Origin of the sequence: Kribbella sp. NPDC051586 (assembly GCF_044453965.1) — a bacterium.
GTDB lineage: Bacteria > Actinomycetota > Actinomycetes > Propionibacteriales > Kribbellaceae > Kribbella.
This window is the reverse complement of sequence record NZ_JBITDF010000006.1, coordinates 394,138-420,575: the sequence shown is the minus strand read 5'-3', so window position 1 is coordinate 420,575 and position 26,438 is coordinate 394,138. Positions and strand designations below refer to the sequence as shown.

28 protein-coding genes are annotated in these 26,438 nt (G+C 69.3%); 10 read left to right on the top strand and 18 right to left on the bottom strand.

Annotation, left to right across the window (positions count from 1 at the left end; genetic code table 11):
* The first annotated feature begins 70 nt into the window (after positions 1 to 70).
* Positions 71 to 1,942, top strand: coding sequence for a hypothetical protein (locus tag ACIA58_RS40020; protein ID WP_396409093.1), 1,872 nt, complete (start codon positions 71 to 73; stop codon positions 1,940 to 1,942).
* Here the strand turns inward: ACIA58_RS40020 and ACIA58_RS40015 are convergent.
* Positions 1,915 to 2,625 (bottom strand): SDR family NAD(P)-dependent oxidoreductase, encoded by a 711-nt coding sequence (locus tag ACIA58_RS40015; protein ID WP_396409092.1) that lies wholly within the window; start codon positions 2,623 to 2,625, stop codon positions 1,915 to 1,917. The two genes, ACIA58_RS40020 and ACIA58_RS40015, sit on opposite strands and share 28 nt — an antisense overlap.
* Before the next feature lie 156 nt (positions 2,626 to 2,781).
* On the opposite strand from ACIA58_RS40015, the gene ACIA58_RS40010 reads away from it, so the two are divergent.
* Positions 2,782 to 3,768, top strand: a complete 987-nt coding sequence (locus ACIA58_RS40010) for a sigma-70 family RNA polymerase sigma factor (RefSeq protein ID WP_396409091.1) — start codon at positions 2,782 to 2,784, stop codon at positions 3,766 to 3,768.
* On the opposite strand, the gene ACIA58_RS40005 is transcribed toward ACIA58_RS40010, so the two are convergent.
* From ACIA58_RS40005 to ACIA58_RS39995, 3 genes are all read right to left on the bottom strand, one after another.
* Complete coding sequence (locus ACIA58_RS40005; protein WP_396409090.1) at positions 3,765 to 4,478, bottom strand: isocitrate lyase/phosphoenolpyruvate mutase family protein; 714 nt, start codon at positions 4,476 to 4,478, stop codon at positions 3,765 to 3,767. The two genes, ACIA58_RS40010 and ACIA58_RS40005, sit on opposite strands and share 4 nt — an antisense overlap.
* A gap of 10 nt (positions 4,479 to 4,488) precedes the next feature.
* The gene (locus ACIA58_RS40000) at positions 4,489 to 4,953 is read right to left on the bottom strand and encodes a carboxymuconolactone decarboxylase family protein (protein WP_396409089.1); all 465 of its coding nucleotides are present in this window, start codon (positions 4,951 to 4,953) and stop codon (positions 4,489 to 4,491) included.
* A gap of 68 nt (positions 4,954 to 5,021) precedes the next feature.
* Complete coding sequence (locus tag ACIA58_RS39995; protein WP_396409088.1) at positions 5,022 to 5,558, bottom strand: TetR/AcrR family transcriptional regulator C-terminal domain-containing protein; 537 nt, start codon at positions 5,556 to 5,558, stop codon at positions 5,022 to 5,024.
* On the opposite strand from ACIA58_RS39995, the gene ACIA58_RS39990 reads away from it, so the two are divergent.
* Both ACIA58_RS39990 and ACIA58_RS39985 read left to right on the top strand, forming a co-directional pair.
* Positions 5,473 to 6,360: an NAD(P)-dependent alcohol dehydrogenase gene (locus ACIA58_RS39990; protein ID WP_396409087.1), complete on the top strand. Its 888-nt coding sequence runs from the start codon at positions 5,473 to 5,475 to the stop codon at positions 6,358 to 6,360. The genes ACIA58_RS39995 and ACIA58_RS39990 overlap by 86 nt on opposite strands.
* Before the next feature lie 55 nt (positions 6,361 to 6,415).
* On the top strand, positions 6,416 to 7,813 hold the full coding sequence (locus ACIA58_RS39985; protein WP_396409086.1) for a PLP-dependent aminotransferase family protein: 1,398 nt from the start codon (positions 6,416 to 6,418) through the stop codon (positions 7,811 to 7,813).
* Here the strand turns inward: ACIA58_RS39985 and mmuM are convergent.
* The 7 genes from mmuM to ACIA58_RS39950 all read right to left on the bottom strand — a co-directional run bounded on the left by mmuM (position 7,781) and on the right by ACIA58_RS39950 (position 14,782).
* Entirely contained in the window at positions 7,781 to 8,665 is an 885-nt protein-coding gene (mmuM, locus tag ACIA58_RS39980) for a homocysteine S-methyltransferase (protein ID WP_396409085.1), read from the bottom strand. The two genes, ACIA58_RS39985 and mmuM, sit on opposite strands and share 33 nt — an antisense overlap.
* Positions 8,649 to 9,575, bottom strand: coding sequence for an FAD-dependent oxidoreductase (locus tag ACIA58_RS39975; protein WP_396409084.1), 927 nt, complete (start codon positions 9,573 to 9,575; stop codon positions 8,649 to 8,651). Before ACIA58_RS39975 ends, mmuM begins: the two co-directional genes overlap by 17 nt.
* A gap of 40 nt (positions 9,576 to 9,615) precedes the next feature.
* The gene (locus tag ACIA58_RS39970; RefSeq protein ID WP_396409083.1) at positions 9,616 to 10,716 is read right to left on the bottom strand and encodes an esterase-like activity of phytase family protein; all 1,101 of its coding nucleotides are present in this window, start codon (positions 10,714 to 10,716) and stop codon (positions 9,616 to 9,618) included.
* A 69-nt stretch (positions 10,717 to 10,785) separates the two neighbouring features.
* A complete protein-coding gene (locus ACIA58_RS39965; RefSeq protein ID WP_396409082.1) occupies positions 10,786 to 11,610 on the bottom strand; it encodes a M55 family metallopeptidase in 825 nt (274 codons plus the stop codon).
* Positions 11,611 to 11,620: 10 nt separating this feature from the next.
* Complete coding sequence (locus ACIA58_RS39960; protein ID WP_396409081.1) at positions 11,621 to 12,940, bottom strand: enolase C-terminal domain-like protein; 1,320 nt, start codon at positions 12,938 to 12,940, stop codon at positions 11,621 to 11,623.
* Positions 12,937 to 13,851 (bottom strand): 5-dehydro-4-deoxyglucarate dehydratase, encoded by a 915-nt coding sequence (kdgD, locus tag ACIA58_RS39955; RefSeq protein ID WP_396409080.1) that lies wholly within the window; start codon positions 13,849 to 13,851, stop codon positions 12,937 to 12,939. The genes ACIA58_RS39960 and kdgD overlap by 4 nt, the downstream gene beginning before the upstream one ends.
* A gap of 52 nt (positions 13,852 to 13,903) precedes the next feature.
* Complete coding sequence (locus tag ACIA58_RS39950; RefSeq protein WP_396409079.1) at positions 13,904 to 14,782, bottom strand: LysR substrate-binding domain-containing protein; 879 nt, start codon at positions 14,780 to 14,782, stop codon at positions 13,904 to 13,906.
* A gap of 72 nt (positions 14,783 to 14,854) precedes the next feature.
* Between ACIA58_RS39950 and ACIA58_RS39945 the strand changes: the two genes are divergently transcribed.
* Positions 14,855 to 16,090 carry a glucarate dehydratase family protein gene (locus ACIA58_RS39945; protein ID WP_396409078.1) on the top strand — a complete coding sequence of 412 codons (1,236 nt, stop codon included), beginning with the start codon at positions 14,855 to 14,857 and terminating at the stop codon, positions 16,088 to 16,090.
* On the opposite strand, the gene ACIA58_RS39940 is transcribed toward ACIA58_RS39945, so the two are convergent.
* Both ACIA58_RS39940 and ACIA58_RS39935 read right to left on the bottom strand, forming a co-directional pair.
* Positions 16,065 to 16,751 carry a FadR/GntR family transcriptional regulator gene (locus ACIA58_RS39940; protein WP_396409077.1) on the bottom strand — a complete coding sequence of 229 codons (687 nt, stop codon included), beginning with the start codon at positions 16,749 to 16,751 and terminating at the stop codon, positions 16,065 to 16,067. The two genes, ACIA58_RS39945 and ACIA58_RS39940, sit on opposite strands and share 26 nt — an antisense overlap.
* Positions 16,748 to 17,863 (bottom strand): mandelate racemase/muconate lactonizing enzyme family protein, encoded by a 1,116-nt coding sequence (locus tag ACIA58_RS39935; protein WP_396409076.1) that lies wholly within the window; start codon positions 17,861 to 17,863, stop codon positions 16,748 to 16,750. The genes ACIA58_RS39940 and ACIA58_RS39935 overlap by 4 nt, the downstream gene beginning before the upstream one ends.
* Before the next feature lie 156 nt (positions 17,864 to 18,019).
* Between ACIA58_RS39935 and glsA the strand changes: the two genes are divergently transcribed.
* Complete coding sequence (gene glsA / locus ACIA58_RS39930) at positions 18,020 to 19,426, top strand: glutaminase A (RefSeq protein ID WP_396409075.1); 1,407 nt, start codon at positions 18,020 to 18,022, stop codon at positions 19,424 to 19,426.
* A gap of 109 nt (positions 19,427 to 19,535) precedes the next feature.
* On the opposite strand, the gene glmS is transcribed toward glsA, so the two are convergent.
* From glmS to nucS, 5 genes are all read right to left on the bottom strand, one after another.
* The gene (gene glmS, locus ACIA58_RS39925) at positions 19,536 to 21,356 is read right to left on the bottom strand and encodes a glutamine--fructose-6-phosphate transaminase (isomerizing) (RefSeq protein ID WP_396409074.1); all 1,821 of its coding nucleotides are present in this window, start codon (positions 21,354 to 21,356) and stop codon (positions 19,536 to 19,538) included.
* Between the two features lie 39 nt (positions 21,357 to 21,395).
* Entirely contained in the window at positions 21,396 to 21,677 is a 282-nt protein-coding gene (locus ACIA58_RS39920; RefSeq protein WP_130449452.1) for a hypothetical protein, read from the bottom strand.
* A 74-nt stretch (positions 21,678 to 21,751) separates the two neighbouring features.
* Positions 21,752 to 22,054, bottom strand: coding sequence for a helix-turn-helix transcriptional regulator (locus tag ACIA58_RS39915; protein WP_130448762.1), 303 nt, complete (start codon positions 22,052 to 22,054; stop codon positions 21,752 to 21,754).
* The gene (locus ACIA58_RS39910; protein WP_396409073.1) at positions 22,051 to 22,182 is read right to left on the bottom strand and encodes a hypothetical protein; all 132 of its coding nucleotides are present in this window, start codon (positions 22,180 to 22,182) and stop codon (positions 22,051 to 22,053) included. The genes ACIA58_RS39915 and ACIA58_RS39910 overlap by 4 nt, the downstream gene beginning before the upstream one ends.
* A gap of 48 nt (positions 22,183 to 22,230) precedes the next feature.
* Positions 22,231 to 22,890, bottom strand: coding sequence for an endonuclease NucS (gene nucS, locus ACIA58_RS39905; protein WP_396409072.1), 660 nt, complete (start codon positions 22,888 to 22,890; stop codon positions 22,231 to 22,233).
* A gap of 49 nt (positions 22,891 to 22,939) precedes the next feature.
* Here nucS and ACIA58_RS39900 point away from each other — a divergent pair, with 49 nt between their 5' ends.
* From ACIA58_RS39900 to ACIA58_RS39885, 4 genes are all read left to right on the top strand, one after another.
* A complete protein-coding gene (locus ACIA58_RS39900) occupies positions 22,940 to 23,263 on the top strand; it encodes a hypothetical protein (protein ID WP_396409071.1) in 324 nt (107 codons plus the stop codon).
* Entirely contained in the window at positions 23,260 to 24,141 is an 882-nt protein-coding gene (locus tag ACIA58_RS39895) for a class I SAM-dependent methyltransferase (protein WP_396409070.1), read from the top strand. Before ACIA58_RS39900 ends, ACIA58_RS39895 begins: the two co-directional genes overlap by 4 nt.
* Positions 24,138 to 24,593 carry an NUDIX domain-containing protein gene (locus ACIA58_RS39890; protein WP_396409069.1) on the top strand — a complete coding sequence of 152 codons (456 nt, stop codon included), beginning with the start codon at positions 24,138 to 24,140 and terminating at the stop codon, positions 24,591 to 24,593. Before ACIA58_RS39895 ends, ACIA58_RS39890 begins: the two co-directional genes overlap by 4 nt.
* 64 nt (positions 24,594 to 24,657) lie before the next feature.
* Complete coding sequence (locus tag ACIA58_RS39885; RefSeq protein WP_396409068.1) at positions 24,658 to 26,436, top strand: 3-hydroxyacyl-CoA dehydrogenase family protein; 1,779 nt, start codon at positions 24,658 to 24,660, stop codon at positions 26,434 to 26,436.
* Positions 26,437 to 26,438 lie beyond the last annotated feature (2 nt).

The following is a 26,438-nucleotide window of genomic DNA, read 5'->3' as shown; positions in this document are numbered from 1 at the left end:
AGCTGGGGTGCGTTGTCATCAGGGGGACGGAGCCACCGAGCGGTTCTCGACATCGATAGGTTGGCGAATCGTGGAGAGTTTTGACTTCGGTCCCGGCAGCGTCCAGCTTTTCGACGACGGTGCAGTGGCGCGGGTCGTGCATCCCGACGGCCGCGCGGTGCTGCTGGACGACGGCGTGGTGCACGACAGCCTGCATGCCTGGGGCAAGGGGTTCGTGATCACCGACCGCGGGTCGTACCGCTTCGACAACCCTGCGTTCACCCGGTGGCGCAGCAGCGGTATCGACCTGATGTACCGGTTCGGTGAGCTGGAGCTCCGGGTCGGCCGCCGCTTCGGTGAGCACTGGACCGAGACGTACGAGCTCCGCAACACGGGCGCCGACCCCATCGAGATCGGCTCCCTCGCGATCAGTACGCCGTACCGCGACGTCTACACGTCCAGCCGCGAAAGCCTCACCGGCGCCGTCCACGCGCACGTCTGGACCGGCGGCGCCGACGCCTGGGTCTGGGCCGTGCCGATGGACGGCAGCGGGCCGGGCCTCGGCCTGCAACTGAAGGAGGGCGAGCTCCGGGCGTACTCCGTCGAGTCCCGCGAATCCGGCACGAGCAGCAACATCCGCGGCCACATCTACCTCCACGTCACCGACCACGCCCGCGCTCCGCACGCGATGGGCGGCCAACCAGCCATCACCCTCGAGCCGGGATCGTCGTACCGGTGGACCTGGCAGCTCGCCTGGTACACCGATCTGCCTGCCTTCCACGCGGATCGTCGGCCACTGATCGGGGCCGACCGCCTGGCCGCCGAGCTCACCGAGACGATCCGGCTCCACGACGGCAGCGAGATCACCGGCACCGAGCCCGGCATCAAGTACGTCGAAGCCGCCGACGGCAGGTCCCGGATCGCCGTCCTGTTCCACGAACCGCTCCAGCAGATCGCCGAGCGCCGTGTCCGCTTCGTCCTCGACCACCAACGCCGCCCCGAGCTTTCCGGCAGTCGCCAGTACGCCTTCGTGCCGTACGACAACGACAGCGGGCTGACCGTCCTGTCCAGCGCGTGGCGAGACTGGTCGGACGCGCGCGAGCGGGTCGGGATGGCCCTGCTCCTGCAGGAGGTCCGCGCTCGCGGCTGGGGCGATCGCGCCGAGTTGGACCAGGCGCTCGACGGGTACGAGCGGTTCGTCCGCGAGTGCCTGCTCGATGACGCCGGCACGATCCACGACGACAGCGTCCACCAGAACGCCGTACGCCTGTACAACTTCCCCTGGTTCGCGCGCTTCCTGCTCGGACAGGGCGATCGGGCCGGGGCCACCCGCATCCTCAACCGGTACTACGAGCTCGGCGGCGACCACTTCCTCGCGTTCGACCTCGGGCCGTTGCTGCGCGAGCTCGGCCTCCGCGAGCATCTCGTCCGGCACGCGAAGACCTTCATCGGGTACGGCGACGAACTGCCGCCGCACGAGGTGAACTACGAGCAGTCGATGGTTGCCCCGCTGCTCGAGCTTCTCGTTTCGGCCTACCAGATTGCGCCGGACGAGATCGACGGCGACGAACTGACCCGTCGCCTGCCCTGGCTGACCGCGTTCGCCGCCGACCAACCCGACGTACGGCTGCGGCACGTTCCGATCCGGCACTGGGACGGCTACTGGTTCGGCCGGCTACGGCTGTGGGGCGACGTCTTCCCGCACTACTGGTCCGCCCTGAGCGCGGTCGTGTACGCCGCTTGGCCGCGGGAGCTCGTGACGCCCGAACAGGCCGCCTGGCTGGACGCGGCCGAGGACGCGATCCTCCGCGCGAACCTGGTCAGCTTCGGCACGGACGGATCGGCGACCTGCGCGTTCGTCTACCCCAGCTGCGTCAACGGCCAGCCGGCGCACATCGCCGACCCGCTCGCCAACGACCAGGACTGGGCTCTCGTCTATGCGCTGAGGAGCGCGGCGTTCTGACGTTCGAGCGCCTTCACGGAGCCGCTCGCCCAGCTCGGAGCCAGCATCGCGGACATCGGATCGGGGAAGATCTCCTCGTCACCGGCCGCGACCCCGTCGAAGATCGCCTGCGCGACCGACTCCGGTGACGCCTTCGGCACCTCGAGATCGCGCGACATCTCGGTGTCCGTCGGCCCGGTCAGGACGGCATGCACCCGCACACCGTGCGGTGCGAGCAGCGCGCGCTGCGACTGGGTGAGCGAGAACGCGGCCGCTTTGGAGATCGAGTACGCCGGGATCATCGGCAGGGATGCGAGCGCCGCCACGGACAGAACGTTGACGATCGACCCGTGCGACTCGATGAGCTGCGGGAGGACCGCCGTGGTCACGGCATGCGGCCCGAAGAGGTTGACCGCGAGGTGCTGTTCGAGCAGTGCGCGATCCCCGAGGTCGTCGTACGCCGCGAGGCCCGCGTTGTTGATCAGGAGGTCGAGGGAGTCGATGGTCTTCGCCGCCGCCTCGATCTGGGCCTGGTCGGTCACGTCCAGGCCGAGGTAGGTCACCCGTGCGTCCGCGTGGGTGAGTGGGAGGCGCGTTCCGGCGTACACGCGCTCGACGCCTCGGCGCAGGGCTTCCTCGACGAGCGCACGTCCGATGCCTCGGTTGGCGCCGGTGATCAGGACCGTGCGGTTCTCGATCGACATGGTGTTGTCTCCGTTCGGTTCTCAGGTGCTTGCACATTGGCTTGTACGGGAGACAGACCGCGCGGACGACGGGAACTGCTCGCTCCGGGACCGATCAGTTCTGGCGTGCATCGGTGTCAGAACCAGTGCGAGGAACAATGGCGACGGAGGTGACTCATGCCGGACGAGCTGCTCCAGCGTGCGCGGGAAGGTGACCGGGAGGCATTCGCGGCGCTGGTCGAGCCGCATCGCGGGGAGCTGCAGGTGCACTGCTACCGGATGCTCGGATCGTTGCAGGACGCGGAGGACGCGCTGCAGGAAACCTTGCTCTCGGCATGGATCGGGCTGAGCGGGTTCGAGGGACGCTCGTCGGTCCGCACCTGGCTCTACCGGATCGCGACGAACCGGTGCCTGAACGTACTGCGGTCGTCGTCACGCCGGCCGGTGGCCGCCGTACCGCTTCCCGTTCCGGCGCCGGAGCCCTACCGATCCGGCGAGGTGCTCTGGCTGCAGCCGTATCCGGATGTCCTACTCGAAGGCCTTCCGGATCAGCTGCCGGGTCCGGAAGCGCGGTACGAGTCCCGCGAGGCGATCTCGCTGGCGTTCGTCACCGCAGTACAACTGCTACCGCCGAATCAGCGCGCGGTGCTGTTGCTGCGCGACGTGCTGGGCTATCGCGCCAGTGAGACCGCGGAGCTGCTCGGTCTCACCGAGGCCGCGGTCAACAGTGCGCTCGCCAGGGCTCGGGCGACGATGGACGCGGCCGATCGACCGGCCGGCGTCGGTGGTGCGGAGGAACGCGCCTTGATCGACCGCTTCGTCGAGGCGTTCACGGCGCAGGATGTCGATGCGCTGGTCGCACTCATGACGAGCGATGCGTGGGTGCGGATGCCGCCGCTGCCGTTCGAGTACCACGGCACCGAGGCCGCGCACCGCTTCTTCACCGCGCTGGCCGCGCACCAGAGGCAGATCGCGGCGATGGTCCCGGTCGGCGCCAACGGCCAGCCCGCCTGGGGCGAGTACATCCGTGATCCGGTCACCGGCGGCCTGCACCTGATCGGGGTGCTGGTGGTCGGCATCGCCGGCGACCGGATCCATGAGGTCGTGCACTTCGAGACAACCGTCGCGGCGTACTTCGGTCTGCCGCGGACGCTCGACGGTTAGCCCAAGGTCGGCAGCAGTTCTTGCAGCTTGGTCATCAGGTAGGCGTGCACGCTGGTGCCGTACGAGATCCGCGTCGCACCGGCCGCGGCAAGCTCCGCCGGTGTCGGTCCGGCCGGCCCAGCGTGGCCGTTGATCGGCCCGCCGACGCCCTCGGCCACCTGAGTGAGCTGATCGACCGGCGCCATGATCGGGTAGACACAGTCGACCCCGGCCCGGCGGTACTCGTGCCCCCGGCGTACCGCCTCGGCGACCGGATCCTCGACGGGCCGGATGAACGTGTCCACCCGGGCGTTGATCACCAGTTCGGCCCCCGCGGCGGCGCGTACTTCGGCCAGGTAGTCGGCCTGCTTCGCCACCTCGACGAGCCCGCCGCCGACCGAGTCCTCCAGGTTGCAGCCGACCGCGCCGGTCTCCAGCAACCGCTCGGCGAACTCCTTCGCCGGCAGCCCGTACCCGGCCTCCATGTCCGCCGTCACGGGTACGTCGACCGCGCGGACGATCCGTGCGACGGCGGCGAACATCGTGGCGGGCGGGGTCAGCTGCCCGTCGTCGTACCCGAGGACGCGGGCGACCGCCCCGCTGCTGGTGGCAACAGCGGGGAAGCCGGCCTCGGCGATCAGTCGGGCGCTCACCGGGTCCCAGGCGTTCGGGAGAACGAGGGGGACGCCGCCGTGGTGCAGCGCTCTGAACAGCTCGGCAGTCTGTGTCATCGACTGGTCCTCACGGCTTGTAGTGGCCGGGTTCCATCCGCCCGGTAACGCCGACCCGGGTCCACATGTTGATCGTGATGATCAGCGAGATCAAGCGGGCCAGGTCCTTCTCGTCGAACGCCTCGGCGGCGACCTCGTACACGTCGTCCGGCACGTGGTCGACGCTGATCAGCGTGATCGCCTCGGTCAGCTGCAGCGCTGCCTTCTCCTGGTCGGTGTAGAACTTCTCCGCCTCGCGCCAGACCGGGAGCAGCGCGATCCGCTGCTGCTGCTCCGCACCGAACTCCTGCAGGTCGAGCGAGTGCATGTCGGTGCAGTATGCGCAGCCGTTGATCTGCGAGGCCCGGATCCGGACCAGGTGCGCCAGCTTCGGGTCCAGCCCGGTGTCGGACACCCTGTCCAGCTCGATCATCGCCTGGTAGAAGTCCGGCGCCAGGTTGGCCAGCTTCACTCGTCGCGTCGTTGATGTGCTCATGTCATCAAACCTAGGCGGGAATCGGCCCAGGTACGTGGTCCACTTCCGTGGGGAATCCTGGGGCCATTTCAGCCCAGTGACCGGGCCAGTCCGTCGAGGATCAACTCGAGGCCGAAACCGAACTCGTCCCCGAAGTCGTAGCCGGGCTCGAGGTAGTAGCCGGTGGCCATCTCGACCAGATGCGGGTAGTTGCCGGCGGCGAACCGCTCCATGATCGGCTCGGCGACAGTGGCCACGGTTTCGGGACCTTCGAACGGAAGCGCTGCTTCCTGGAGCGCGAAGCCGTAGGTATAGCTGTCGATCAGGGCGTACGCGTGGGCGGTCATCTCCTGCGAGAAGCCGGCCGCTCGAAGGGTCGCGATGACCGCGTCGTGGTGGCGCAATGTCGCGGGCCCTGGCGTCGACCGCGATTCCAGCAGACCGATCGCCCACCGGTGCCGTCTCAGCACGGCCCGGGCCGACGTCGCCCGCCGGTGCTGAGTCGCGGGCGCTCGGGCGGTTTCACATCGTCCATCGTCGGTGCTGGTCCAGGTGCGGGCGGCCGGCCTGGATCGCGGGACGTGGCACTTGATGACGGGTACGCCGTCCGTCGTGCGCCTCGCCATCGGGCTCCGCCGGCCGCGGAATCCGGTCCCGGGACGAGATGTCGCGGGCATCGTGGCAGCCGTCGGGTCGGCGGTGACGACGCTCTCGGTCGGCGACGAGGTGTACGGCGTGGCGCCGGGCTCGTTCGCGGAGTACGCCGTGACCCGCGCGGACAAACTGGCGCGGAAGCCGGCGTCGCTGTCCTTCGAGGAGGCGGCCGTCGTGCCGATCTCCGGGCTGACCGCTCTGCAGGCGTTGACTGCTGGCGGCGTCAAGGCGGGGCAGCGGGTGCTGATCATCGGGGCATCCGGCGGCGTCGGCAGCTACGCCGTACAACTGGCCAAGGCCCTCGGGGCGGAGGTCACCGGGGTGGCCAGCGGTCCCAAGCTGGACCTGGTGCGCTCGCTCGGCGCCGATCACGTCATCGACTACACCAGCGAGGATTTCGCCGAGACCGCGGACCGGTTCGACGTCATCCTCGACATCGCCGGCAACCCGTCGCTGTCCCGGCTACGGCGTGCGCTGACATCCACCGGGACGGCCGTCATCACCGGCGGCGAGGACGGCCGCGGCCCGACCGGCGGCATGAACCGGCAGCTCCGCGGGCTGATCCTGTCGGTGTTCGTGCGCCAGCGGTTCCCGTTCTTCCTCAGCTCGGAGAGCGGCACCGACCTCGAGCGGCTCACCGGTCTGATCGAGGCAGGTAGCGTCGTACCGAGCCTCGACCGCACCTACCCGCTCGACGAGACTCAGGACGCGATGCGCCGGCTGGCCTCCGGGGCGGTCCGCGGGAAACTCGCCATCACCATCGCCTCCGCATGAACGCCGACGTGTGCCTCGGGGCCCGGGGTTCGGGGCCGCGATAAGGTCCCGTTTCATGGAGAGCTCGGGGGAGCGGGGGAGTGATGCCGGCGCGGCCGGGGCGGATCTGCATCTGGATCTGGCGGCAGCGCGAGGCCGCAACGAGCTCGTCCACGCCCTGCACGAGTCGATCCGGACCGGTCGGTTGCCCGCGGGGACGCGGCTGCCCTCGTCGCGGTCGCTGGCGAAGGACCTGGGGATCGCGCGGAACACGGTCGCGGATGCGTACGGGCAACTCGTCGCCGAGGGATGGCTGACCGCGCGACAGGGCTCCGGGACGGTCGTTGCCAACCGGGCCGCCGTACCGTCGACGCCGGCCGTGGTGCTGTCGGAGGAGCGGTCGTACCGGTACGACCTGAGGCCTGGGGCTCCGGATGTCGCGACGTTCCCGCGGACGGAGTGGCTGGCCGCGGCTCGGAAGGCGTTGACGCAGGCGCCGAACGAGGCGTTCGGGCTGGGTGATCCGCGCGGCCGGATCGAGCTGCGGCGGGTGCTCGCGGACTACGTCGCCCGGGCTCGCGGGGTGCGGGCGGATCCGGAGCGGATCCTGATCTGCTCGGGGTACGTGCAAGCGGTGAGTCTGCTGTGCGAGGCGATCAAGACGCTCGGCGGTACGACGATCGCGGTGGAGGAGTTCGGGTACGGGCTGCATCGCGATGTGATCCGGGCGCGTGGCCTTTCGGCTGTGGCTGTGCCGGTCGACGAGTTGGGCGCGCAGACGTCGCGGCTGGCCGGGCAGGGGGTGTTGCTGACGCCGGCGCACCAGATGCCGACGGGTGTTCCGCTCGCCCCGGAGCGCCGCACCGCCGCCGTGGAGTGGGCGCGGGAGACCGGGGCGGTGCTGATCGAGGACGACTACGACGGCGAGTTCCGGTACGACCGGCAGGCGGTGGGGGCGTTGCAGGCGCTCGATCCGGAGCGGGTCGTGTACACGGGTACGGCGAGCAAGAGTCTCGCGCCGGGGCTCCGCCTGGCGTGGATGGTGCTGCCGCAGCGGCTGATCGAGCCGGTCGTCGCCGCGAAGCGCACCGCGGACTACCAGACCGCGACGCTCGACCAGCTGGTCCTCGCCGAATTCATTGCCTCCGGCCACTATGACCGGCATGTACGGCGTTCCCGACTGCACTACCGCCGCCGCCGCGACCGCCTGGTCGAACTCCTCGCCGTCCGCGCCCCGGACGTCAAGGTCGCCGGCATCTCCGCCGGCCTGCACGTCCTCCTCGACGTCCCCGGTGACGCCGAAGACATCGTCACCCGAGCCGCCCGCCAGGGCCTCGGCCTCGCCAGCCTCTCCACCTACCACTTCAACCCGACCCCAGCCACCCGCCAAGCCGTCATCGTCGGCTACGGCACCCCAGCCGACCACGCCTACCCCGGAGCCCTAGACCTCCTCTGCCAGGTCCTCGGCGTGTAGCGCACGAATGTCGTCGGGACCGACGCGGCAGCAGCCGCCGATGTAGGTCGCACCCGCGGCCGCCCAGGCGCGTGCGAAGCTCGCTGGGCCTGAGCCGTCGCCGATCCAGTGCCTGGCGACCGGGTCCCAGGACTCGCCGCGGTTGGGGTAGGCGATCGCCGGTTTGCCGGTCACCGCCACCGCGGTCTCGACGGCGGCCCGCACGTCGCCGGGTGGGCAGCAGTTGATGCCGATGGCAACCACCTGGTCGATGGCCGGGATTGCGAAGGCGTCGGCCAGCGGCTGGCCGGCGCGTGTGGTCGCGCCGTGGATCGAGTACGAGAACCAGGCGGGGAAGTCGAGCTCGGCCAGCAGCTCCACCAGGACTTCGGCTTCCTGGGTATCGGGGATCGTCTCGATGGCGAGCAGGTCGGGCCCGGCGTTCATCAGCAGCTCGAGTCGCGGGGCGTGGAAGTCCCGCAGGACCGCAGCCGAAACGCCGTACCGCCCCCGGTACTCCGAGCCGTCCGCGAGCATCGCACCGTACGGACCGACCGACGCGGCGACCAGCCGGCCGGGGAACTCGTCGCGCACCTCGCGCGCGATCCGCACACTGCTCGCGATCAGCCGCTCGGCCTCGGCTCGCTCGACGCCGGCCCGCTCGAAGCCGAGCACGCTCGCCTGGTAGCTCGCCGTCGTCGCGACCATCGCGCCCGCGTCGTAGTACGCGCGATGTACCGCCGCGATCTCCGCCGGAGCGTCCCTCAGCAGCCGAGCGGACCACAGCGCGTCCGTCAGATCGTGGCCGCGGTCCTCCAGCGCGTTCGACAGCCCGCCGTCGAGGATGACCAACCGGTCAGATGCCTTGGACAAGCTCGAAGACCTCGTCCGCGCAACCCCACGACAACGTGACGCCGGACCCGCCGTGGCCGTAGCAGTGGATGACCGGCTCGCCGGTCCGCGTACGCACCAGCTCGCACCGGATCGTCGGGCGAGCCGGCCGCAGCCCGACCCGCTGCCGGATGATCTTCGCCGTGCGGAGTTGAGGCACGAGCTCGGCGGCCCGCTCCAGGATCTCCGAGCTGGTCGACGGCTCGACGGTCAGGTTCCAGTCGGCGGGCTGGCTGGTGCCGCCGACGACCACGTCGTTCTCGCGCGGTACGACGTACGTCAGCTCGGTCGGCGAGCGATCCGCGAGCAGCCACTCGGTCAGCCCGCACGGCTCGAGCGTCATCACCTGACCGCGCACCGGCGTCACCGTCGGATCGCCCGCGGTCAGACGCGCACCAAGGCCCGTGCAGTTCACCACCAGGTCGGCCCCCGTCGGCAACGCGGACAACGCCGCTCGCGTCAGCGTCCCGCCGGCCTGCTCGAGCCGCTTCACCAGCGCGGGCAGGTACGCCGGCATGTCGATCACCGGCGTGGTGAACGCCCACCCGTCCACGAACCCGGCCGGCGGCGACCCCACCCGCGTCAGATCAGGCAGTACGTCGGCCCAGCGCGGATCCGGCGTGCGGTCCACCAGGAACTCGCGCCCGTGCCGCAGCTGCACCGACGGCTCGATCTCCGCCAGCTTGGCGAACTCCTCGTACGACGTCCGCGACCAGGCAGCGACCCGATCCTCGGGCGCCGACAGGTACGGGTACCAGATCGCGGCCGCCACCGACGACGTCGTCTCCAACGGCAGGTCCCGGGCGAACACCGCCACGTCGTACCCGCCCTCGGCGAGCCGGATGGCACAGCTCAGCCCGATCACGCCCGCCCCGACCACGATCACGCGCATTCACACAGTGTTCCCCACACTCCGTGATCACGCCAGGGTGCTACAGCTTGACGGCCAGCGAGTAGAAGCGGGTGATCTGGGTGGCGCCGTTGTTGTCGTCGGACATCAGGTACAGCTGGCGCCGCCCACCCGGGAGGTATCCGCCCAGCGCGAGCGCCTCGACGTTGTCCAGCAGCGGGTTCGGCTGCGGCTGCTTGGCGACCGCGCCCGACGGCGGGCAGTTCACCAGGTCGAACAGCTGCTTCTTCTGCAGGAAGACCTTCGCCGGCGCATCCGCCAGCGACGCCACCTTGGTCACGTCCGTCGCCCGCCGCAGGGAGACGGTGAACACGCGGATCGTGTTCCCGACGCCCGGGGTGAACGTCCGCTCCATCGACACCAGCTCCGTCGGGCTCACCCACGCAAGCTCCACCAGCGCAAGACCCGGGTCCGGCTTGTAGGCGTACTGCGCGATCGGGCGGTACGCGTGCCCGGGCAGACCGGCGTACCGGATGATGCGGTTCCGGGTGCGGTTGTTCGCGTCCGTGCCGTCCGGGGCGAGCGGGCCCTCCATGCCGGCGAACAACGACAGCCCGTCGCGGCTGACCGCGAGCGACTCGAACGTCGCGTTGCTCGTCGCCTCACCAGCCGGCGCGACCTGGAACCGGCTCGGGACCGGCAGCGACGCGATCTCCTTGCCGTCCGACAGCCGGAAACGACGGATCGACGGCTCACGCTCCGAGGTGGCCAGGATAGTCCGGTTGCCCCGCTCGACGACGAGGCCTTCACCGTCGAAGTCGCCACCGTTGTACGGCGTACCGTCCGGGCGCCTGAGGATCGTCATGCCGTCGACGCTGACCGACGTCGGCTTGCCGTTCACGCGCAGGTCGAACACCCGGGCGGGGGTGGTCGCGACGTTGTCCACCAGGGCGACCGCGCTGTGCGAGCCGGTGACGTTGAGCGCCGACAAACCCGCCACCGGCTGACCGTCGAACGTCGTCTTGTCCAGCGCGTCGCTGAACCCGAGGAACGTCGCGTCCGGCGAACACGCTGCGCCGCCACCACCGCCGCCCCCGTGCCTGGCCGGCAGCGCGGACGCGGTCAGCGTCGTGGTGAGAGCGGTCAGGACAACTGCTGCGGCAAGCGGCTTGTGCCAACGCATCGCGGGCTCCTCGGTCGGACGACAGCTGCGATCAGAACCTATCCCGTGCAACGGGAGTTGAACGCCCGGTTACTCGCTCACGCCGCGGCTCAGCAGCACGGTGGCGATGAAGGTCCGGTACAACTCCAGCGGATCATCGTTGCGCAGAGCAACGACCTTGTCCTCGCGGCGTTCGACGTGCCGCAGTGCGCAGGCCAGCTCGGCGAACGCCCGGCCGTGGAACCGGACCGTCAGCTCCGCGGGCATGGTGATGCTCGGCGGCCTGATGTCGGTCAGCCGCGCGAGCGCGCGCCGGGCGCCGTCGTGGATCAGCTCGCGCGCCTGCTCCGGGTGGACCGACAGAGCGGCGTTGTGCGAGATCGAGTCCTTGACGACGACGGACTCGATGTCCGGGCAGAAGGGCTGGGCCTCGTCGATCGTCACCCGGTCGCCGGAGATCAGTACGACGGGAACCCCGTGCGCGAGCGCGACCAGCGCATTGATGCCTGCCTCACCGGTGATGACCCCGTTCAGCCGTACTTCGGCGATCGCCCGCGGGTTGTACGTGTGGTGCAGCACGGATCCCGTCGACCCGGCCGACCCGTGGTACGAGACGAAGAACGCCGCGTCGAACGAGTCGTCGAGGCCCTCCATCATGTAGAGCGGCTTGTGCTTCCCGGACAGGTAGCCGGCGCGGCCGTGCAGCTCGTCCGGACGCAGGTTCTGCATGGTCGAGTGCGAGTCGTTGACCAGGAACTCGGTCCCGCCCGCGGCCAGCGCGCCGTCGATGGCGGCGTTGACCTCGGCCTGCAACTGGCCCCGGTAGTACTCGTACTCCTGACCCGGCCCGCGACACTGGCTCCAGTCGACGACGCCCGCCGTACCTTCCATGTCCGTTGACAAGAAGACCCTCATCTGGGCGACACTAGCGCACCAAACAGGGCCGTTTCGGGTCGAAGGTCCAGTCGTCGATCAGGTACTGCATCGCGATCGCGTCGTCGCGTGCACCGAGTCCGTGCTGCAGATACAGCTCGTGTGCCGCATCCAACGCGTCCCGGTCGAGCTCGACGCCCAGACCAGGACGTAGAGGTACGGCGATCTCGCCGCCGACGATCTGCAGGGGCTCCTTGGTCAGGGCCTGACCATCCTGCCAGATCCAGTGCGTGTCGAGCGCGGTGATGTCGCCGGGCGCGGCCGCTCCGACCTGCGTGAACATCGCGAGAGAGATGTCGAAGTGGTTGTTCGAGTGCGAACCCCACGTCAGCCCGAAGTCGTGGCAGAGCTGAGCGACGCGCACCGATCCGGCCATCGTCCAGAAGTGCGGGTCCGCGAGCGGGATGTCGACCGCGTCCATCCGGATCGCGTGCGCCAGTTCGCGCCAGTCGGTCGCGATCATGTTGGTCGCCGTCCGCAGCCCGGTGTACCGCTTGAACTCGGCCATCGTCTCCCGCCCGGAGAACCCGGCCTCGGCGCCGCAGGGGTCCTCGACATACGCGAGTACGTCGTCCAGCCCCGAGCAGACCGCGATCGCTTCTCGGACCAGCCACGCGCCGTTCGGGTCGACCGTGATCCGGGCTGACGGGAACCGCTCGTGCAGCGCCCGGACCGCGTCGATCTCCACGTGCGGGTCGAAGACGCCGCCCTTCAACTTGAAGTCCGCGAACCCGTACCGTTCCTGCGCAGCCTCGGCCAACGCGACGACGTCCGCCGCGGTCAGTGCGGGCCGACGCCTCAACTGCGACCAGGTGTCGTCGCCGCCATCCGTCGCGTACGGCAGATCTGTCCGCGCCGCATCCCCGACGTAGAACAAGTAACCCAGTACTGGGACCGTGGTGCGTTGCCGACCGTCGCCGAGCAGTTCGGCGACTGGTATACCAAGATGCTGGCCGAGGAGATCGAGCAGAGCCGATTCCAGCCCGGTGACAGCATGCACCGTCGTGCGCAGGTCGAATGTCTGCAGTCCGCGGCCCCCGGCATCCCTACCCCGGAATGTGGTCGAGACGGTGCTGAGCAGACTGCGCAGCTGGCTGAGGGGCTGGTCGATCAGCAGGTCGGCGGCCTCGCGGATAGTTGCCGCGATCTTCTCCCCGCCGGGCACCTCGCCCAGGCCCGTGTTGCCCGAGCTGTCCGTCACGATCACGATGTTGCGCGTGAAGAACGGGCCGTGCGCACCGCTCAGGTTGAGCAGCATGCTGTCGTAGCCGGCGACAGGCACCACCTCGACGGATGCGATGGTCGGCGTCACTTGATCCTCCCGATGAGCTCGGTCAGCTGCGCCAGCTCCTCTTCGCTCAGATCCTGCAGCGGCGGCCGCACCGGCCCGGCCGCCCGCCCGATCGCCGTCACGCCGGCCTTCACGATCGAAACGGCGTACCCCTTCACCCGATCGCGGATGTCCAGGTACGGCAGCACGAACTCGTTCAGCTTTCGGTATACCGAACTGCGGTCTTGCGCGACCACGTCGGCGTAGAACCCGAGCGCGAACTCCGGCACGAAGTTGAAGATCGCCGACGAGTAGGTGCTGTACCCGAGCTGCAGCAACGGCAGCGCGAAGGTCTCGGCCGTGGGCAGCCCGCCGATGTACGTGAGCCGCTCACCCACCTTTGCGTACGTCCGCGTCATCATCTCGATGTTGCCGACGCCGTCCTTGAGGCAGACCAGGTTCGGATTCCGCTCCGCAAGCTCGGCGACGCTGACATCGGTCAGGATCGCGTTCGCCCGGCTGTAGACAGTCACCCCGAGGCTCGTGCTGTGGCATACCGCCGACACGTGCTCGACCAGACCACGCTGTCCCGCCTCGGTCAGGTACGGCGGAAGCAGCAAGATCCCGTCCGCGCCCGCGGCCTCGGCCGCCTGCGCTCCGATGATCGCGGACGCCGTACCGCCCGTTGCCGGCGCGATCACCGGGACTCGGCCGTTGACCTCCGACACAGCGGCGCGTACGACGGTGTCGATCTCGGCCGTCGTCAGCGAGAAGCCCTCGCCGGTCCCGCCCGCGGCGAACAGGCCCGCGACGTCGTACTGGCTCAGCCAGGACAGGTGCTCGCGGTACCCGGTCTCGTTGAAGCTCAGGTCCGGTTTGAAGTGCGTGACGGGGAACGAGAGCAATCCGGTCTTCAGCTGCGCGGCCAGGTCGCTGGGGGAGTAATGGGTCACGTTGGTCAGCGTAGAAAGGCTGGTGGATACCTGTCCAAGATCGATTTTGGATCTAGTGATGCTCCGGGAGCATCGTGAGCACGCGTCGCAGCACCGGACTGGTCGCGTCCCGGCGCCAGATCGCGTGCAGCTCGACGAGATCGCCCGGCGCTTCGAGGTTGCAGTACGTCACGCCCTCCACGCCGAGGTTGCGCGCCGACGCCGGCACCAGCGCGACGCCGCGCCCGGCCGCGACGAGCAGGATCACGGTCAGGATCTGCTGGACCCGCTGCTCGATCCGCGGATGCGACTCGGCCAGGAACCGGACCGTCAGCTCGTGGAAGTACCGAGCATGTGTCGGCGAGTAACTGATCACCTGCTCACCGGCGAAGTCGCCAGCGGTCAACGGCCGGCCCAGCGCCCCGAGCTGGTGGTTGCCGGGGACAACGGCACACAACGGCTCGCGGAACACGATCCGCGAGTCCAGTACGTCGGTGTCGAACGGCGGCCGCCCGAGCCCGAGGTCGAGCTCGCCGCGCAGCAGGCCGTCGATCTGTGCGGGCGTGACCCGCTCGTGCAGGATCACGTCGACGTCAGGTAGTTCGTCCGAGATCCGGCGCAGCAGCGGACCGAGCGTACGGATCGCCGAGGTCGCGGTGAAGCCGAGCCGCAGGGTGCCCGCCGCGCCCTGGTCGACGCGCCGCGCGAGGTCGCCCGCGGTCTCGGCCAGCGCGAGCAACCGGCGCGCTTCGGTCAGGAAGGCCCTCCCGGCCTCGGTCAGCTCGACCTTGCGGTTGTCGCGTTCGAGCAACCGCACGCCGACGGCCCGCTCGAGCTTCTGCACCTGCCGGCTCAGCGGCGGCTGGGTCATGCTCAACCGCTCGGCGGCCCGGCCGAAGTGCAACTCCTCGGCGACGGCGACGAAGGCGCTCAGCTGATCGAGCGAAAACATGATTCCCGAAAGGTATCACTCAATGCCTTATCGGCCTTGGACACGCATGACCAGTCTTCCTACGCTCGTTCGATGAGCAGGGTTGCGCGGATCGAACTGACACCGGTCGCGTTCGCGGATCCGCCGCTGCTCAACGTATCGGGGGTGCACGAACCGTTCGCGCTGCGGACGATCGTGCAGGTGTGGACGGACGACGGGCTGGTCGGGCTGGGTGAGACGTACGCCGCCGACGACCACCTGACGCGGTTGCGGGCGGTCGCCGACGTACTGCCTGGGCTGGATGCGTTCGACCTGAACGGGCTGCGGCGGCGGGTAGCCGGCGTACTGCGGGCCGGTGGTGGTATACCAGATCGGCAGGACCCGGTCGAGGTGGTGATGTCGCCGTTCGAGGTGGCGCTGCTCGATGCCCAGGGCAAGCAATTGGGGCGGCCGGTGGTGGACCTGCTCGGCGGCGCGGTGCGCGACGAGGTGCCGTTCAGCGCGTACCTGTTCTACAAGTGGGCCGGGCATCCCGGGCAGGAGCCGGACTCGTGGGGCGAGGCGCTCGATCCGGACGGGATCGTGCGGCAGGCGCGGACGATGGTCGAGCGGTACGGCTTCACGGCGATCAAGCTGAAGGGCGGGGTGTTCCCGCCGGCGCAGGAGGCCGAGGCGGTCCGGGCGCTGGCCGACGCGTTTCCCGAGCACAAGATGCGGATCGACCCGAACTGCGCGTGGACCGTGGACACCTCGGTGCGGATGGCGGGGGAACTCGGCGGCGTACTCGAGTACCTGGAGGATCCGACGCCGGGGATCGACGCGATGGCAGAGGTCGCTCGGCAGACGGAGATCCCGCTGGCGACCAACATGTGCGTCGTCGCGTTCTCCCACTTGAAACCGGCTGTGCTCGCGGACGCCGTACAAGTCGTGTTGTCGGATCATCACTACTGGGGCGGACTTCGGCGGTCCCAGCTGCTGGGCGGGATCTGCGACACGTTCGGGATGGGATTGTCGATGCACTCCAACTCGCATCTCGGGATCAGTCTGGCGGCGATGACGCATCTCGCCGCGGCGACGCCCAACCTCACCTATGCCTGCGACACCCACTACCCCTGGAAGACCGAGGACGTCATCAAGCCCGGCGTGCTCGCCTTCGAGGCCGGGAGCGTGCGGGTGCCGAGCGGTCCGGGGCTCGGGGTCGAGTTGGACGGCGACGCGTTGGGGGAGTTGCACGAGCAGTACTTGCGGTGTGGGATCCGCAAGCGCGACGACACGACGTACCTGCGGACGGTCGACCCGGGATTCAGCCCGAATACTGCCCGCTGGTGAGGCGGTGCCGGGTGTTCGCGAGGTGGACCCGCGCCGCCGCGCGGGCCGCCTCGGGATCGGAGCGGGCGATCGCCGCGTGGATGTTCTCGTGCTCGTGGACCACCCGCGTCAGGTGGTCCGGGTCGGACATCTCGTACGCCGGGTCGAGCCGGGTCCGCGGCAGCATGATCATCATCGGGCCCAGGTCGTTGATCAGGTCGCCGTAGAACCGGTTGCCGGAAGCAACGGCTACCTTGAGGTGGAAGGCGAAGTCGGCCTCCACGGACTGTGCCGGGTTGTCGCCGACCCGGCGGAAGGCGTCCAGCGCCCGCTCGATCCCCTTCAATTGATGAGCGGTACGCCGGTCTGCCGCCAGTGCGGCCGCCTCGCTCTCCACGCCGATCCGGAACTCCATCAGCTCCAGCACGTCCCGGTGCGATCGCACCTCGCGCAGCCCGGACGTACGCTCCGGGACCTCCAGCACGAAGGATCCGCGGCCCTGGAACGTCTCCACCAGCCCGGCCGCCTGCAATCGGGAGACCGCTTCGCGGACGACGGTCCGGCTGACTCCGAACTCTTCCACCAGGCTGTTCTCGCCCGGCAGCTTGTCGCCGGGAGCGATCGCCCCGCTCAGAATTCGTTGCTTCAGCTCCTCAACAATTTGGTAAGCCAGACCACTCATCGGAACTCACAGCTGTCCACCGTCCATCGCGCACACTGCTCGCTGGTCGTGAAGCCGAGGCCGGGACGTTCCGGGACGAGCATCCGGCCGTCGACCGTCTCCAGGCGCTCGTTGAACAGGGGATTCAGCCACTCGAAGTGCTCGACCCACGGCTCGCGCGGATAGGCGGCCGCGAGGTGCAGGTGGATCTCCATCGCGAAATGCGGGGCCAGTTGGAGACCGTTGTGATCGGCAAGCGTCGCCAGCTTGAGGAACGGCGTGATGCCGCCGATACGCGGCGCGTCGGGCTGGATGATGTCGGCGGCCCGGGCCTCGATCAGCCGGACGTGCTCACCGACGCTCGACAGCATCTCGCCGGTCGCGATCGGGGTGTCGAGCGCCGCGGCCAACTCGGCGTGCCCCTCGGCGTCGTACGCGTCGAGCGGCTCCTCGATCCAGACCAGATCGAACTCCTCCAGCACGCGGCCGAAGCGCAGCGCCGTCGGGCGGTCCCACTGCTGGTTCGCGTCGACCATCAGCGGTACGTCGTCGCCGAGGTGCTCGCGGACGGCGCGGACCCGGTCGAGGTCGATCCGGGTGTCGGGCTGGCCGACCTTGATCTTGATCCCGCCGATGCCGTCGGCCAATGATTTCGAGGCGCGCTCCTTCACCTCCTCGATCGGCGCGTGCAGGAACCCGCCCGACGTGTTGTACGCGCGGACCGAGTCCCGATACGAGCCGAGCAGTTTCGCGAGCGGGAGATCGGCCCGCTTCGCCTTCAGGTCCCAGAGCGCGATGTCGATCGCCGCGATCGCCTGCGTCGCGACGCCGGACCGGCCGACCGAGGCGCCGGCCCAGAGCAGCTTGTCGTACACCTTCGCGATGTCCGACGGGTCCGCACCGATCAGGTTGGCCGCGATCTCCTTCGCGTGCGCGTACTGCGCCGGACCGCCGGCCCGCTTCGAGTAGCTGAACCCGATCCCGTGCTGCTCCTGCTCGGTCGCGATCTCCGCGAATAGGAACACGATCTCCGTCATCGGCCGCTGCCGCCCGGTCAGCACCTTGGCATCGCTGATCGGCTGATCCAGCGGAAGGACGACCGACGAAAGCTTCACCTGGCGGATGCGATCCATGGCCAGTGATCGTACAAGTTTCCAACTTGTCCAACAAGAGTCCGGCTTGACGCCGCCGTAACACCAGGTGACCCGCGCGGAAACACGAGTTCGGCAGGCTGCTGCCCGCCGACAGCGTCGTCGCGTGACCATATCTGCCTGGGGAAGGAAGCTGCGATGGATGTGCCGGAGTCGGAGCTCTTGCGGACGTTCGTGTCGATGGACAAGGACGACAACGGCCGGGTCTGGGCCTGGGAGCTGCTCAGGTCGCTCGGGCAGGCCGGGATCCAGCCGGACGACCCGCGGGTCCGGGCCGCGCTCGCCGACGTCGGCCGCCCGGCGGGGATCGACATCCAGCCGGTAGAGATCGGCTTCCGGCAGTACGCCGAGATCGCGCGGCACGGCGACGGCGTGGTGTACCGGGCGCTGGCCGGCGAGCTGGCTGTGCCGCCGGAAGAGTTCCGGGAGTACGCGCGCAGCATCGAAGCGATGTACGACAACCTGCTGGCGAACCGCGACGGCGCGGTCGCCGACTACATCCCCACGTTGCGGGACGCCGATCCGGAGCGGTTCGGGATCGCGATCTGCACGGCTGACGGGCAGACGTTCTCGATCGGGGACGCGGATCTCGCGTTCAGCGTGCAGTCGACGTCGAAGCCGTTCAGCTACGCGATGGCGCTCGAGCAGCTCGGCCCGGAGGAAGTGCATCGCTGGGTCGGTCAGGAGCAGAGCGGCGGGGCCTTCAACGATCCTGTGCTGTCACTGGACGCGGTCGGCAAGCCGCAGAACCCGATGATCAACGCCGGTGCGATGGCGACGCTGGCGCTGGTCGATTCCGATCGGGAGCTCTCGGATCGGTTCCGCACGGTGCGGGAGACCTGGACCGGGATGATGGGCCGCGCGCCGGGGTTCGACAACGAGACGTATCTGGCCGAGCGATCCACCGGCGACGGCAACCGGTCGCTCGCGAGCCGGATGAAGAGCCGGCAGATGCTGAAGGCGGCGCCGGGAGAGGACGGGGCCGCGAAGGTCGCCGACTTCTACTTCCAGGTCTGCTCACTCGAGGTCGACGCGCAACGGCTGGCTGCCGCGGGCGCGACACTCGCGAGCGGCGGCGTCGCGCCGTACTCCGGGCAGCGGGTGTTCTCGCAGGAGACGGCCGGGCGGGTGTTGTCGGTGATGGGGCACAGCGGGATGTACAACGACTCCGGGAAGTTCTCGGACCAGGTCGGGTTGCCGGCGAAGAGCGGTGTGTCGGGCAACGTGATGATGGTGGTGCCGTCGAAGCGGCTGGCGGTGGTGACGTTCTCCCCGCGGCTGGACACGGCCGGGAACTCGGTGCGCGGGGTGGAGGTCTGCAAACGCCTCGTCGACGAGTTCAACCTCCACCCTTACCGCGGTCTGGGCGCCACCCGCGCCCGTCAACTCAACGAGGCAGACAGAAGAGCCGAAGCAGCCAGCGCCGCAGACCACGCCCTAGCCGGCCTCACCCACCCCGGCCCAGCCTCGACTCAGGGCACAGACGCCGAGCGGGCCCCCACCCTCGCGACCCGCCGCACCGCACAACCGAGCCACCAGCTCTGACAACCGCCTGCCCCGGATCTCCAGGCCATCACAAATGCAACGGCCCCGCCACGCTGAGCGTGGCGGGGGCCGGGTGGCGCCGTCGTGATGGCCTGCAGATCCGGAGGTCCTACTCGACGGTGACGGACTTGGCCAGGTTGCGGGGCTTGTCCACGTCGTGGCCGAGGGCAACGGCTGCGTAGTAGGCGATGATCTGGAGGGGGATCGTCAGCAGGATCGGGTCGAGTTCGGGCTCGTTCTTCGGGACGACGATCTTCGCCGCGACCCCGTCCGGGACCTCGACGCCAGGGTGCGTGACGACGTACAGCGGGCCGGACCGGGCGCCGATCTCGTGCAGGGCGCCGATGTTGCGGTCGAGCAGTTCGTCGTCGGGGACGATCGCGACGCTCGGCACGTCGGGGGAGATCAGGGCGAGCGGGCCGTGCTTCAGCTCGGAGGTCTGGTACGCCTCGGCGTGCCGGTACGAGATCTCCTTCAGCTTCTGCGCACCCTCGCGCGCGACCGGGTAACCGCGGGTCCGGCCGACGAAGAACAGCGACTCGTGCTGGGCGAGCCGGCCGGCGATCTTGGCCAGTTCCTCTTCCTGCGCGACGATCGCGGCGATGTCCTCGGGCAGCTTCTTCAGCCCGTCGATCAGCCGCCGGCCGTCGGCGGGGGAGACGTCGCGGATCCGCCCGAGGTGGATGCCGAGCATCGCGAATCCGACGGCCATGTTGGTCAGCGCCTTCGTCGACGCGACCGAGACCTCCGGGCCGGCGTGCAGGTACACACCGCCGTCGACCTCGCGGGCGATGCTCGAGCCGACCGCGTTCACCAGGCCGATCACGCGACCGCCTTTGCGCTTCAGCTCCTGCACCGCGACCAGCGTGTCCAGCGTTTCGCCCGACTGCGATACGGCGACGTACAGCGTGTCCCGCTCGACGACCGGGTTGCGGTACCGGAACTCCGACGCGGGCTCGGCGTCGGCGGGGATCCGGGCGACCTCCTCGATGAACTGCGCGCCCATCTGACCCGCGTAGTACGCCGAACCGCAGCCGAGGATCTTGACCCGCTTGATCTCGCGCGCCTCGCGGGCGTCCATGTTCAGACCGCCGAGGTGCACGGTGTGGAAGCGCTCGTCCAGGCGGCCGCGGATGGCCCGGCCGACCGCGTCCGGCTGCTCGTGGATCTCCTTCATCATGAAGTGCTCGTGCAGGCCGCGCTCGTACTCGTCGGCCTCCCACTCGACCGTCTTCGCGGTCTTGGTGGTCGGTGCGGCGTCCTGCGTGAACGTGCGGTACCCGTCGGCGCGGACGGTCGCCATCTCGCCGTCGTCCAAGTACACGACCTGGCGGGTGTAGCGGATCAGCGCGGCCGCGTCGGAGGCGACGTGCATCTCGCCGTCGCCGATGCCGAGGATCAGCGGGCTGCCGTTGCGGGCGACCACGATGCGGTCCGGGAAGTCGAGGTCGATGACGGCGATGCCGTACGTGCCTTCGATCCGGCGCAGGGCGGCCATCACCTTGTCCTCGAGGGTGGAGCCCTCGGACTGCTCGATCAGGTGGGCCAGGACCTCGGTGTCGGTCTCGGAGCGCAGCTTGACGCCCGCGTCCTCGAGTTGGGTGCGCAGCGCGCCGGCGTTGTCGAAGATGCCGTTGTGGACGACCGCGATCCGCTCGTTGCCGCTGGCGTGCGGGTGGGCGTTGTCCTTGCTCGGACCGCCGTGGGTGGCCCATCGGGTGTGGCCGATGCCGAGCTTGCCGCCGAACCGCTTGGGCAGCGACGCCTCCAGCTCACGGACCCGTCCGGCGTCCTTGTGCACCTTCAGCTCGCTGGATCCCAGTACGGCGACCCCCGCCGAGTCGTAGCCCCGGTACTCGAGCCGGGCCAGTCCGTCCACCAGGATGGGCGCAGCCGGCTTGGTGCCGACGTACCCGACGATTCCGCACATGTAGTGGTGCCCCTTCGTAGGTTCGGTTGAGCGGCCCGGTCAGCCGTAGACGATCCGTCGGAGCTGCCGGGCGGAGAGTTCGGGTGAGCGGACCGGCCAGTGCCGGAGCTCGGCGCCGAGGCGGGCGAAGATCTCGTCGTTGCGGGCGCCGTAGGTCTGCAACTCACGGTGCCGGCGCCGGACGTAGTCCTCGGTCGTCTCGGTGAAATAAGCCAGTACGTCGGCGACCACGCGCCGCGCGACATCCGCCGACAGTCCGGTCGTCCGGCTGACCTGATCGGCCAGCTCGTCGACCGGCTCCACAGCCGCCGCCTCACTGATCACCCGTCAACTGTGCAGTGTTCCGGAGGTCAAGGCCAAGGATCTGCCCGAAATCGGGCAAATTTACTGCTTTGTCAGGATCTGGACTGAAATCGGTCGATCCAGGATGAGCCCACTGCGAACAGTGGTCCGGCGTGCAGACGGTACACCCGCTCCCGTCCGCGCAGCACAACCTCCACCAGCCCGGCCTGCTCGAGCACCCGCAGATGCCTGGTCACGGTGGGCCACGAGTAGTCGAACCGGCCGGCGATCTCGCCCGAGGTCATCTCGCCGCCGCGCAGGTGCAGCACGAGCAGGATCGTCCGCCGCGAGTGGTGCGCGAGCGCCGTGAAGACGCGGTCCAGCTCGTCCAGTTCGCGCCCGCCGCGAGCCGTCAAATCTCCTGCCGGCGGTAGTGCGGGAACTCCCACTTCGGCCGCCCGTCGCGCTCCGCCAGCAGCTCCCGGAACGCTTCCTCCGCGTCCTCCCGGACGCGGTACGTGCAGATCACCGTTTCCTTAGCCATATTGCTAAGTAACGCGCTGCGCTCAACAGCTGTCAACGGCTCGTGGGCTCAGAACAGCCGGAGTACGTCGGATTCCATGCCGCGGAGGGCGTCGTAGTCGACGGTGAGGCATTCGAGGCCGCGGTCGGTGGCCAGGAACTGGGCCTGGGGCTTGATGAGCTGGGCGGCGAAGATGCCGCGGACCGGGGCGAGCAGCGGGTCCCGGTTGAGGAGCTCGATGTAGCGGGTCAGCTGCTCGACGCCGTCGATCTCGCCGCGGCGCTTGATCTCGACGGCGACATGCTTGCCGTCGGCATCGCGGAGGAGCAGGTCGACCGGGCCGATCGCGGTCGGGTACTCGCGGCGTACCAGCGTCCAGCCGTCGCCGAACGTTTGGACGTGCTCGGCGAGCAGCTCCTGCAGGTGCGCTTCGACGCCGTCCTTGATCAGCCCGGGGTCGGTGCCGAGCTCGTACGACGTGTCGCTGTGCACCTCCTCGAGCGTGATCCGGAGCTCCTCACCAGCCTTGTTGGTGACGCTCCAGACCCCCTCGTCCTCGGTCAGCTTGCACGGCGGCGACATCCAGTTGAGCGGCTTGTACGACCCGCCGTCGGCGTGGATCAGCACCGATCCGTCCGCCTTCACCATCAGCAGCCGTGGCGCCATCGGCAGATGAGCCGTCAGCCGCCCCGAGTAGTCCACAGAACACGTTGCTATCACCAAGCGCACGACAAAGCACCGTAGTGCACGGGCCGTCATCAGTGGGAGGGTGGTGAGCATGATGCCGAAGGTCAGCGATCAGGCGGTCGCCGCGTACGACGCGGTCGCCGCGGAACTGGAGTCGGCCGGAGTGATCCGGGGCAGCATGTTCGGCATGCCCTGTCTCAAGGTCGGCAAGAAGGTGCTCGCGGGGATGTTCGGCGACGCCATGACGTTCAAGCTGCCGCCGGAGCCGCGGCAGAAGGCCCTCGCGATCCCCGGCGCCGAAGCGTTCGATCCCGGGATGGGCCGGCCGATGAAGGAGTGGGTGGTGATCCCGTTGGCCCAGTCCGCGGTCTGGCCGGAGTACGCCGCCGAGGCATTGGAGTACGTCGGCCGATGAATCTCATGTGTCCGGCGCGGATCCTGCTGCTGCCCGGTGACGTGCAGGAGGCGGCGGTCGGCGAGCGGGTTGCCCAGGTGTACGCCGGGACGTTCGAGGCGGCTGCCGGCTCGCGGCTGGCGGAGCGGCTCGGCGCACGGCTGACCGTCGTACCCGAGCTGACCCAGCACCCCGACCAGGAGCTGCAGTCGATCGCGGACCTGCATCGCGGCGAGACGGTCGTCGTGCTCGGCGTGGACCTCGGCCTCAAGCTTCCGGCCGTCGTCGAGCACACCGGCGACGGCTGGACGCGGGTGCCGACCGACAACGAGGTGACCTTGTCGGCGTACGAGCAGGCTCCGGAGAAGTTCCGCGACTCGATCCCGACGGCGCCCAACGACGAGCTGATCGATCTGCTCGCCGAGCGGGTCGGTCCCGGCGCCCGGGTGCTGGAGATCGGCAGCGGGACCGGACGCGATGCGGTCGAGCTGGAACGCCGCGGCTTCGTCGTCCGCCGGACCGACGCCACGCAGGCGTTCATCGAGATGATGCGCGCCGACGGGCACGCGGTCGACCGGTTGAACGCGCTCACCGACGACTTCGGCGGACCGTACGACGCGGTCTTCGCCGACGCGGTGTTCCTGCACTTCAACCGTCCCGACCTGGCCCAGGTACTGCGGAAGGCGGCACGAGCAGCGACCGTACTGGCGTTCTCGACACGGGAGGGCAAGGGCGAGGAGTGGTCCGATCGAAATCTGGATCTGCCTCGGCACTTCGTCATGTGGCAGGAGGATGCGCTGCGTGAGCTGCTGACGAGTACAGGCTGGAGCGTGCAGAAGTTGGACCGGGGCGAGGGCAAGTTCGGGATGTGGTTCCTGGTGCTGGCGACGCGCGCATGATCCGGGCGGGAGTCGTACTGCTCACCGGCGACGGGATCGCCGCGATCGAGCGGGTGCGGGACGGGATGACGTACTACGTTCTGCCCGGCGGCCAGGTCGAAGAAGGCGAGAGCCCGGCCGAGACCGCGCGGCGTGAGATCTACGAGGAGCTCGGGCTCCTGGTGAAGATCCGCAGCGTCGTCGCGGTCGTGTATTTCGGCGACAGCACGCAGCACTACTTCTGTGCGGACGTCATCGGCGGCGAGTTCGGCACCGGCGACGGCCCCGAGATGGCGAGCCCGGCCGAGTCGGAGCGAGGCAGCTACCGCGCGGTCTGGCTGCCACTGCCCGAGGTGGCCGGGCTGGACCTACGGCCACGGCCGATCGCGACGGCACTCCAGGCCGCCCCGGATCCGCTCTGGCTGCTGGACGGCTGGATGGAGACCCCGGTCGTGTACGACGAGAACGTGTGAGGTTGACCTCGCCGGTGATGCAACTCATGGGCGGACCAGTGTCCGGACTGGCATAGTGCAGAGCATGGCTCGGGAATTGACGACGGTGGGTGTGGTGGGTCTCGGCACGATGGGCGCCGGGATCGCCGAGGTGTTCGCGCGCAACGGGCTGACCGTGGTCGGCGTCGAGCGGGACGAGGAGGCCGTCGAGCGCGGCCGCGGCCACATCCAGCACTCGACCGACCGGGCCGTGAAGCGCGGCAAGCTGTCGGTCGAGGACCAGCAGGCGCTGTTCGACCGGGTCACGTTCGCGACCTCGATGGAGGCGCTGGCCGACTGCGACCTGGTGATCGAGGCCGTCGTCGAGCGGCTCGAGCTGAAGCGCGAGATCTTCGCCGCGCTGGACAAGATCGTGGGCGAGGACGCGATCCTTGCGACCAACACCTCCTCGTTGTCGGTCACCGAGATCTCCGTCGCGACCCAGCGCCCGCGCCGCGTCGTCGGCATGCACTTCTTCAACCCGGCGCCGGTGCAGGAATTCGTCGAGGTGATTAAGACCGTCGTCACCGAGCCGGACGTGGTCGACGACGTACAGGCCCTGGCCCGTCGCCTCGACAAGGTCCCGGTGGTCGCGGCCGACCGGGCCGGCTTCATCGCCAACGCACTGCTGTTCGGGTACCTGAACCACGCCGTCTCGATGGTGGAGTCCCGCTACGCCACGCGTGAGGACGTCGACGCGGCGATGCGGCTCGGCTGCGGGTACCCGATGGGTCCGCTGGCGCTGCTCGACCTGATCGGGCTCGACACGACGTACGAGATCCTCGACACGATGTACAAGCAGGGCCGCAACCGGCTGCACGCGCCGGCGCCGATCCTCAAGCAGATGGTCACCGCCGGACTGCTCGGACGGAAGACCGGGCGTGGCTTCTACACCTACGAAGGGCCGGACTCGCCGGTCGTGGTCGACGACGAAAGCACGCCGCACCGCAACGGCGACGACGTCGCGGTCCGCCCGATCAAGCAGATCGGCGTGGTCGGTTCCGGCACGATGGCGGTCGGCATCGTCGAGGTCTGCGCCAAGGCCGGGTACGACGTGCTGTACGTCGCCCGCGGTACCGAGAAGGTCGAGCGGGTCCGCGCGGCGCTGGAACGCTCGCTGGAGAAGGGCGTCCAGCGCGGCAAGCTGTCCTCGGAGGAGCGCGATGCGGCGCTGCGCCGGGTGACCGGTACGGCGAAGCTCGACGATCTGGCCACGGTCGACCTGGTGGTCGAGGCCGTGGTCGAGGAGCTCAGCGTCAAGCAGGCGCTGTTCGAGACGTTCGACGAGATCTGCAAGCCGGGCGCGATCCTGGCGACCACGACCTCGTCGCTGCCGGTGATCGACCTCGCGATGGCGACCAAGCGGCCGTCCGACGTGGTCGGACTGCATTTCTTCAACCCGGCGCCGGTGATGCAGCTGGTCGAGGTCGTCAGCACGGTCAGCACCGCGCCCGAGGTGGCCGACACCGTGGCCGGCGTGGCCGTTGCCGCCGGCAAGCATCCGGTGCGCTGCGGCGACCGGGCCGGCTTCATCGTGAACGCGCTGCTGTTCCCGTACCTGAACGACGCGGTCCGGATGCTCGAGGCGCACTACGCCGGCGTCGACGACATCGACGCCGCGATGAAGCTCGGCTGCCGCCTCCCGATGGGCCCGTTCGCGCTGCTCGACGTGGTCGGCCTGGACGTTGCGCTGGCGATCCAGCGCACCCTGTACCTGGAGTTCCGCGAGCCGGGCTTCGCCCCGGCCCCGCTGCTCGAGCACCTCGTCACGGCAGGCTACCTCGGCCGCAAGACCGGCCGAGGCTTCCGCGACTACGCGAGCTGACG

Coding starts and splice junctions, on each gene's coding strand:
- ACIA58_RS39970 (WP_396409083.1), bottom strand. CDS start 10,716: ATGCGTTGGCACAAGCCGCTTGCCGCAGCAGTTGTCCTGACCGCTCTC.
- ACIA58_RS40005 (WP_396409090.1), bottom strand. CDS start 4,478: ATGACACAGACTGCCGAGCTGTTCAGAGCGCTGCACCACGGCGGCGTC.
- glsA (WP_396409075.1), top strand. CDS start 18,020: ATGGATGTGCCGGAGTCGGAGCTCTTGCGGACGTTCGTGTCGATGGAC.
- ACIA58_RS39985 (WP_396409086.1), top strand. CDS start 6,416: ATGGAGAGCTCGGGGGAGCGGGGGAGTGATGCCGGCGCGGCCGGGGCG.
- ACIA58_RS39900 (WP_396409071.1), top strand. CDS start 22,940: ATGATGCCGAAGGTCAGCGATCAGGCGGTCGCCGCGTACGACGCGGTC.
- ACIA58_RS40015 (WP_396409092.1), bottom strand. CDS start 2,625: ATGTCGATCGAGAACCGCACGGTCCTGATCACCGGCGCCAACCGAGGC.
- ACIA58_RS39895 (WP_396409070.1), top strand. CDS start 23,260: ATGAATCTCATGTGTCCGGCGCGGATCCTGCTGCTGCCCGGTGACGTG.
- ACIA58_RS39885 (WP_396409068.1), top strand. CDS start 24,658: ATGGCTCGGGAATTGACGACGGTGGGTGTGGTGGGTCTCGGCACGATG.
- ACIA58_RS39995 (WP_396409088.1), bottom strand. CDS start 5,558: ATGGCGAGGCGCACGACGGACGGCGTACCCGTCATCAAGTGCCACGTC.
- ACIA58_RS39910 (WP_396409073.1), bottom strand. CDS start 22,182: ATGGCTAAGGAAACGGTGATCTGCACGTACCGCGTCCGGGAGGACGCG.
- ACIA58_RS39890 (WP_396409069.1), top strand. CDS start 24,138: ATGATCCGGGCGGGAGTCGTACTGCTCACCGGCGACGGGATCGCCGCG.
- glmS (WP_396409074.1), bottom strand. CDS start 21,356: ATGTGCGGAATCGTCGGGTACGTCGGCACCAAGCCGGCTGCGCCCATC.
- ACIA58_RS39945 (WP_396409078.1), top strand. CDS start 14,855: ATGAGCAGGGTTGCGCGGATCGAACTGACACCGGTCGCGTTCGCGGAT.
- ACIA58_RS39965 (WP_396409082.1), bottom strand. CDS start 11,610: ATGAGGGTCTTCTTGTCAACGGACATGGAAGGTACGGCGGGCGTCGTC.
- ACIA58_RS39940 (WP_396409077.1), bottom strand. CDS start 16,751: ATGAGTGGTCTGGCTTACCAAATTGTTGAGGAGCTGAAGCAACGAATT.
- ACIA58_RS40010 (WP_396409091.1), top strand. CDS start 2,782: ATGCCGGACGAGCTGCTCCAGCGTGCGCGGGAAGGTGACCGGGAGGCA.
- ACIA58_RS39950 (WP_396409079.1), bottom strand. CDS start 14,782: ATGTTTTCGCTCGATCAGCTGAGCGCCTTCGTCGCCGTCGCCGAGGAG.
- ACIA58_RS39975 (WP_396409084.1), bottom strand. CDS start 9,575: ATGCGCGTGATCGTGGTCGGGGCGGGCGTGATCGGGCTGAGCTGTGCC.
- ACIA58_RS39935 (WP_396409076.1), bottom strand. CDS start 17,863: ATGGATCGCATCCGCCAGGTGAAGCTTTCGTCGGTCGTCCTTCCGCTG.
- ACIA58_RS40000 (WP_396409089.1), bottom strand. CDS start 4,953: ATGAGCACATCAACGACGCGACGAGTGAAGCTGGCCAACCTGGCGCCG.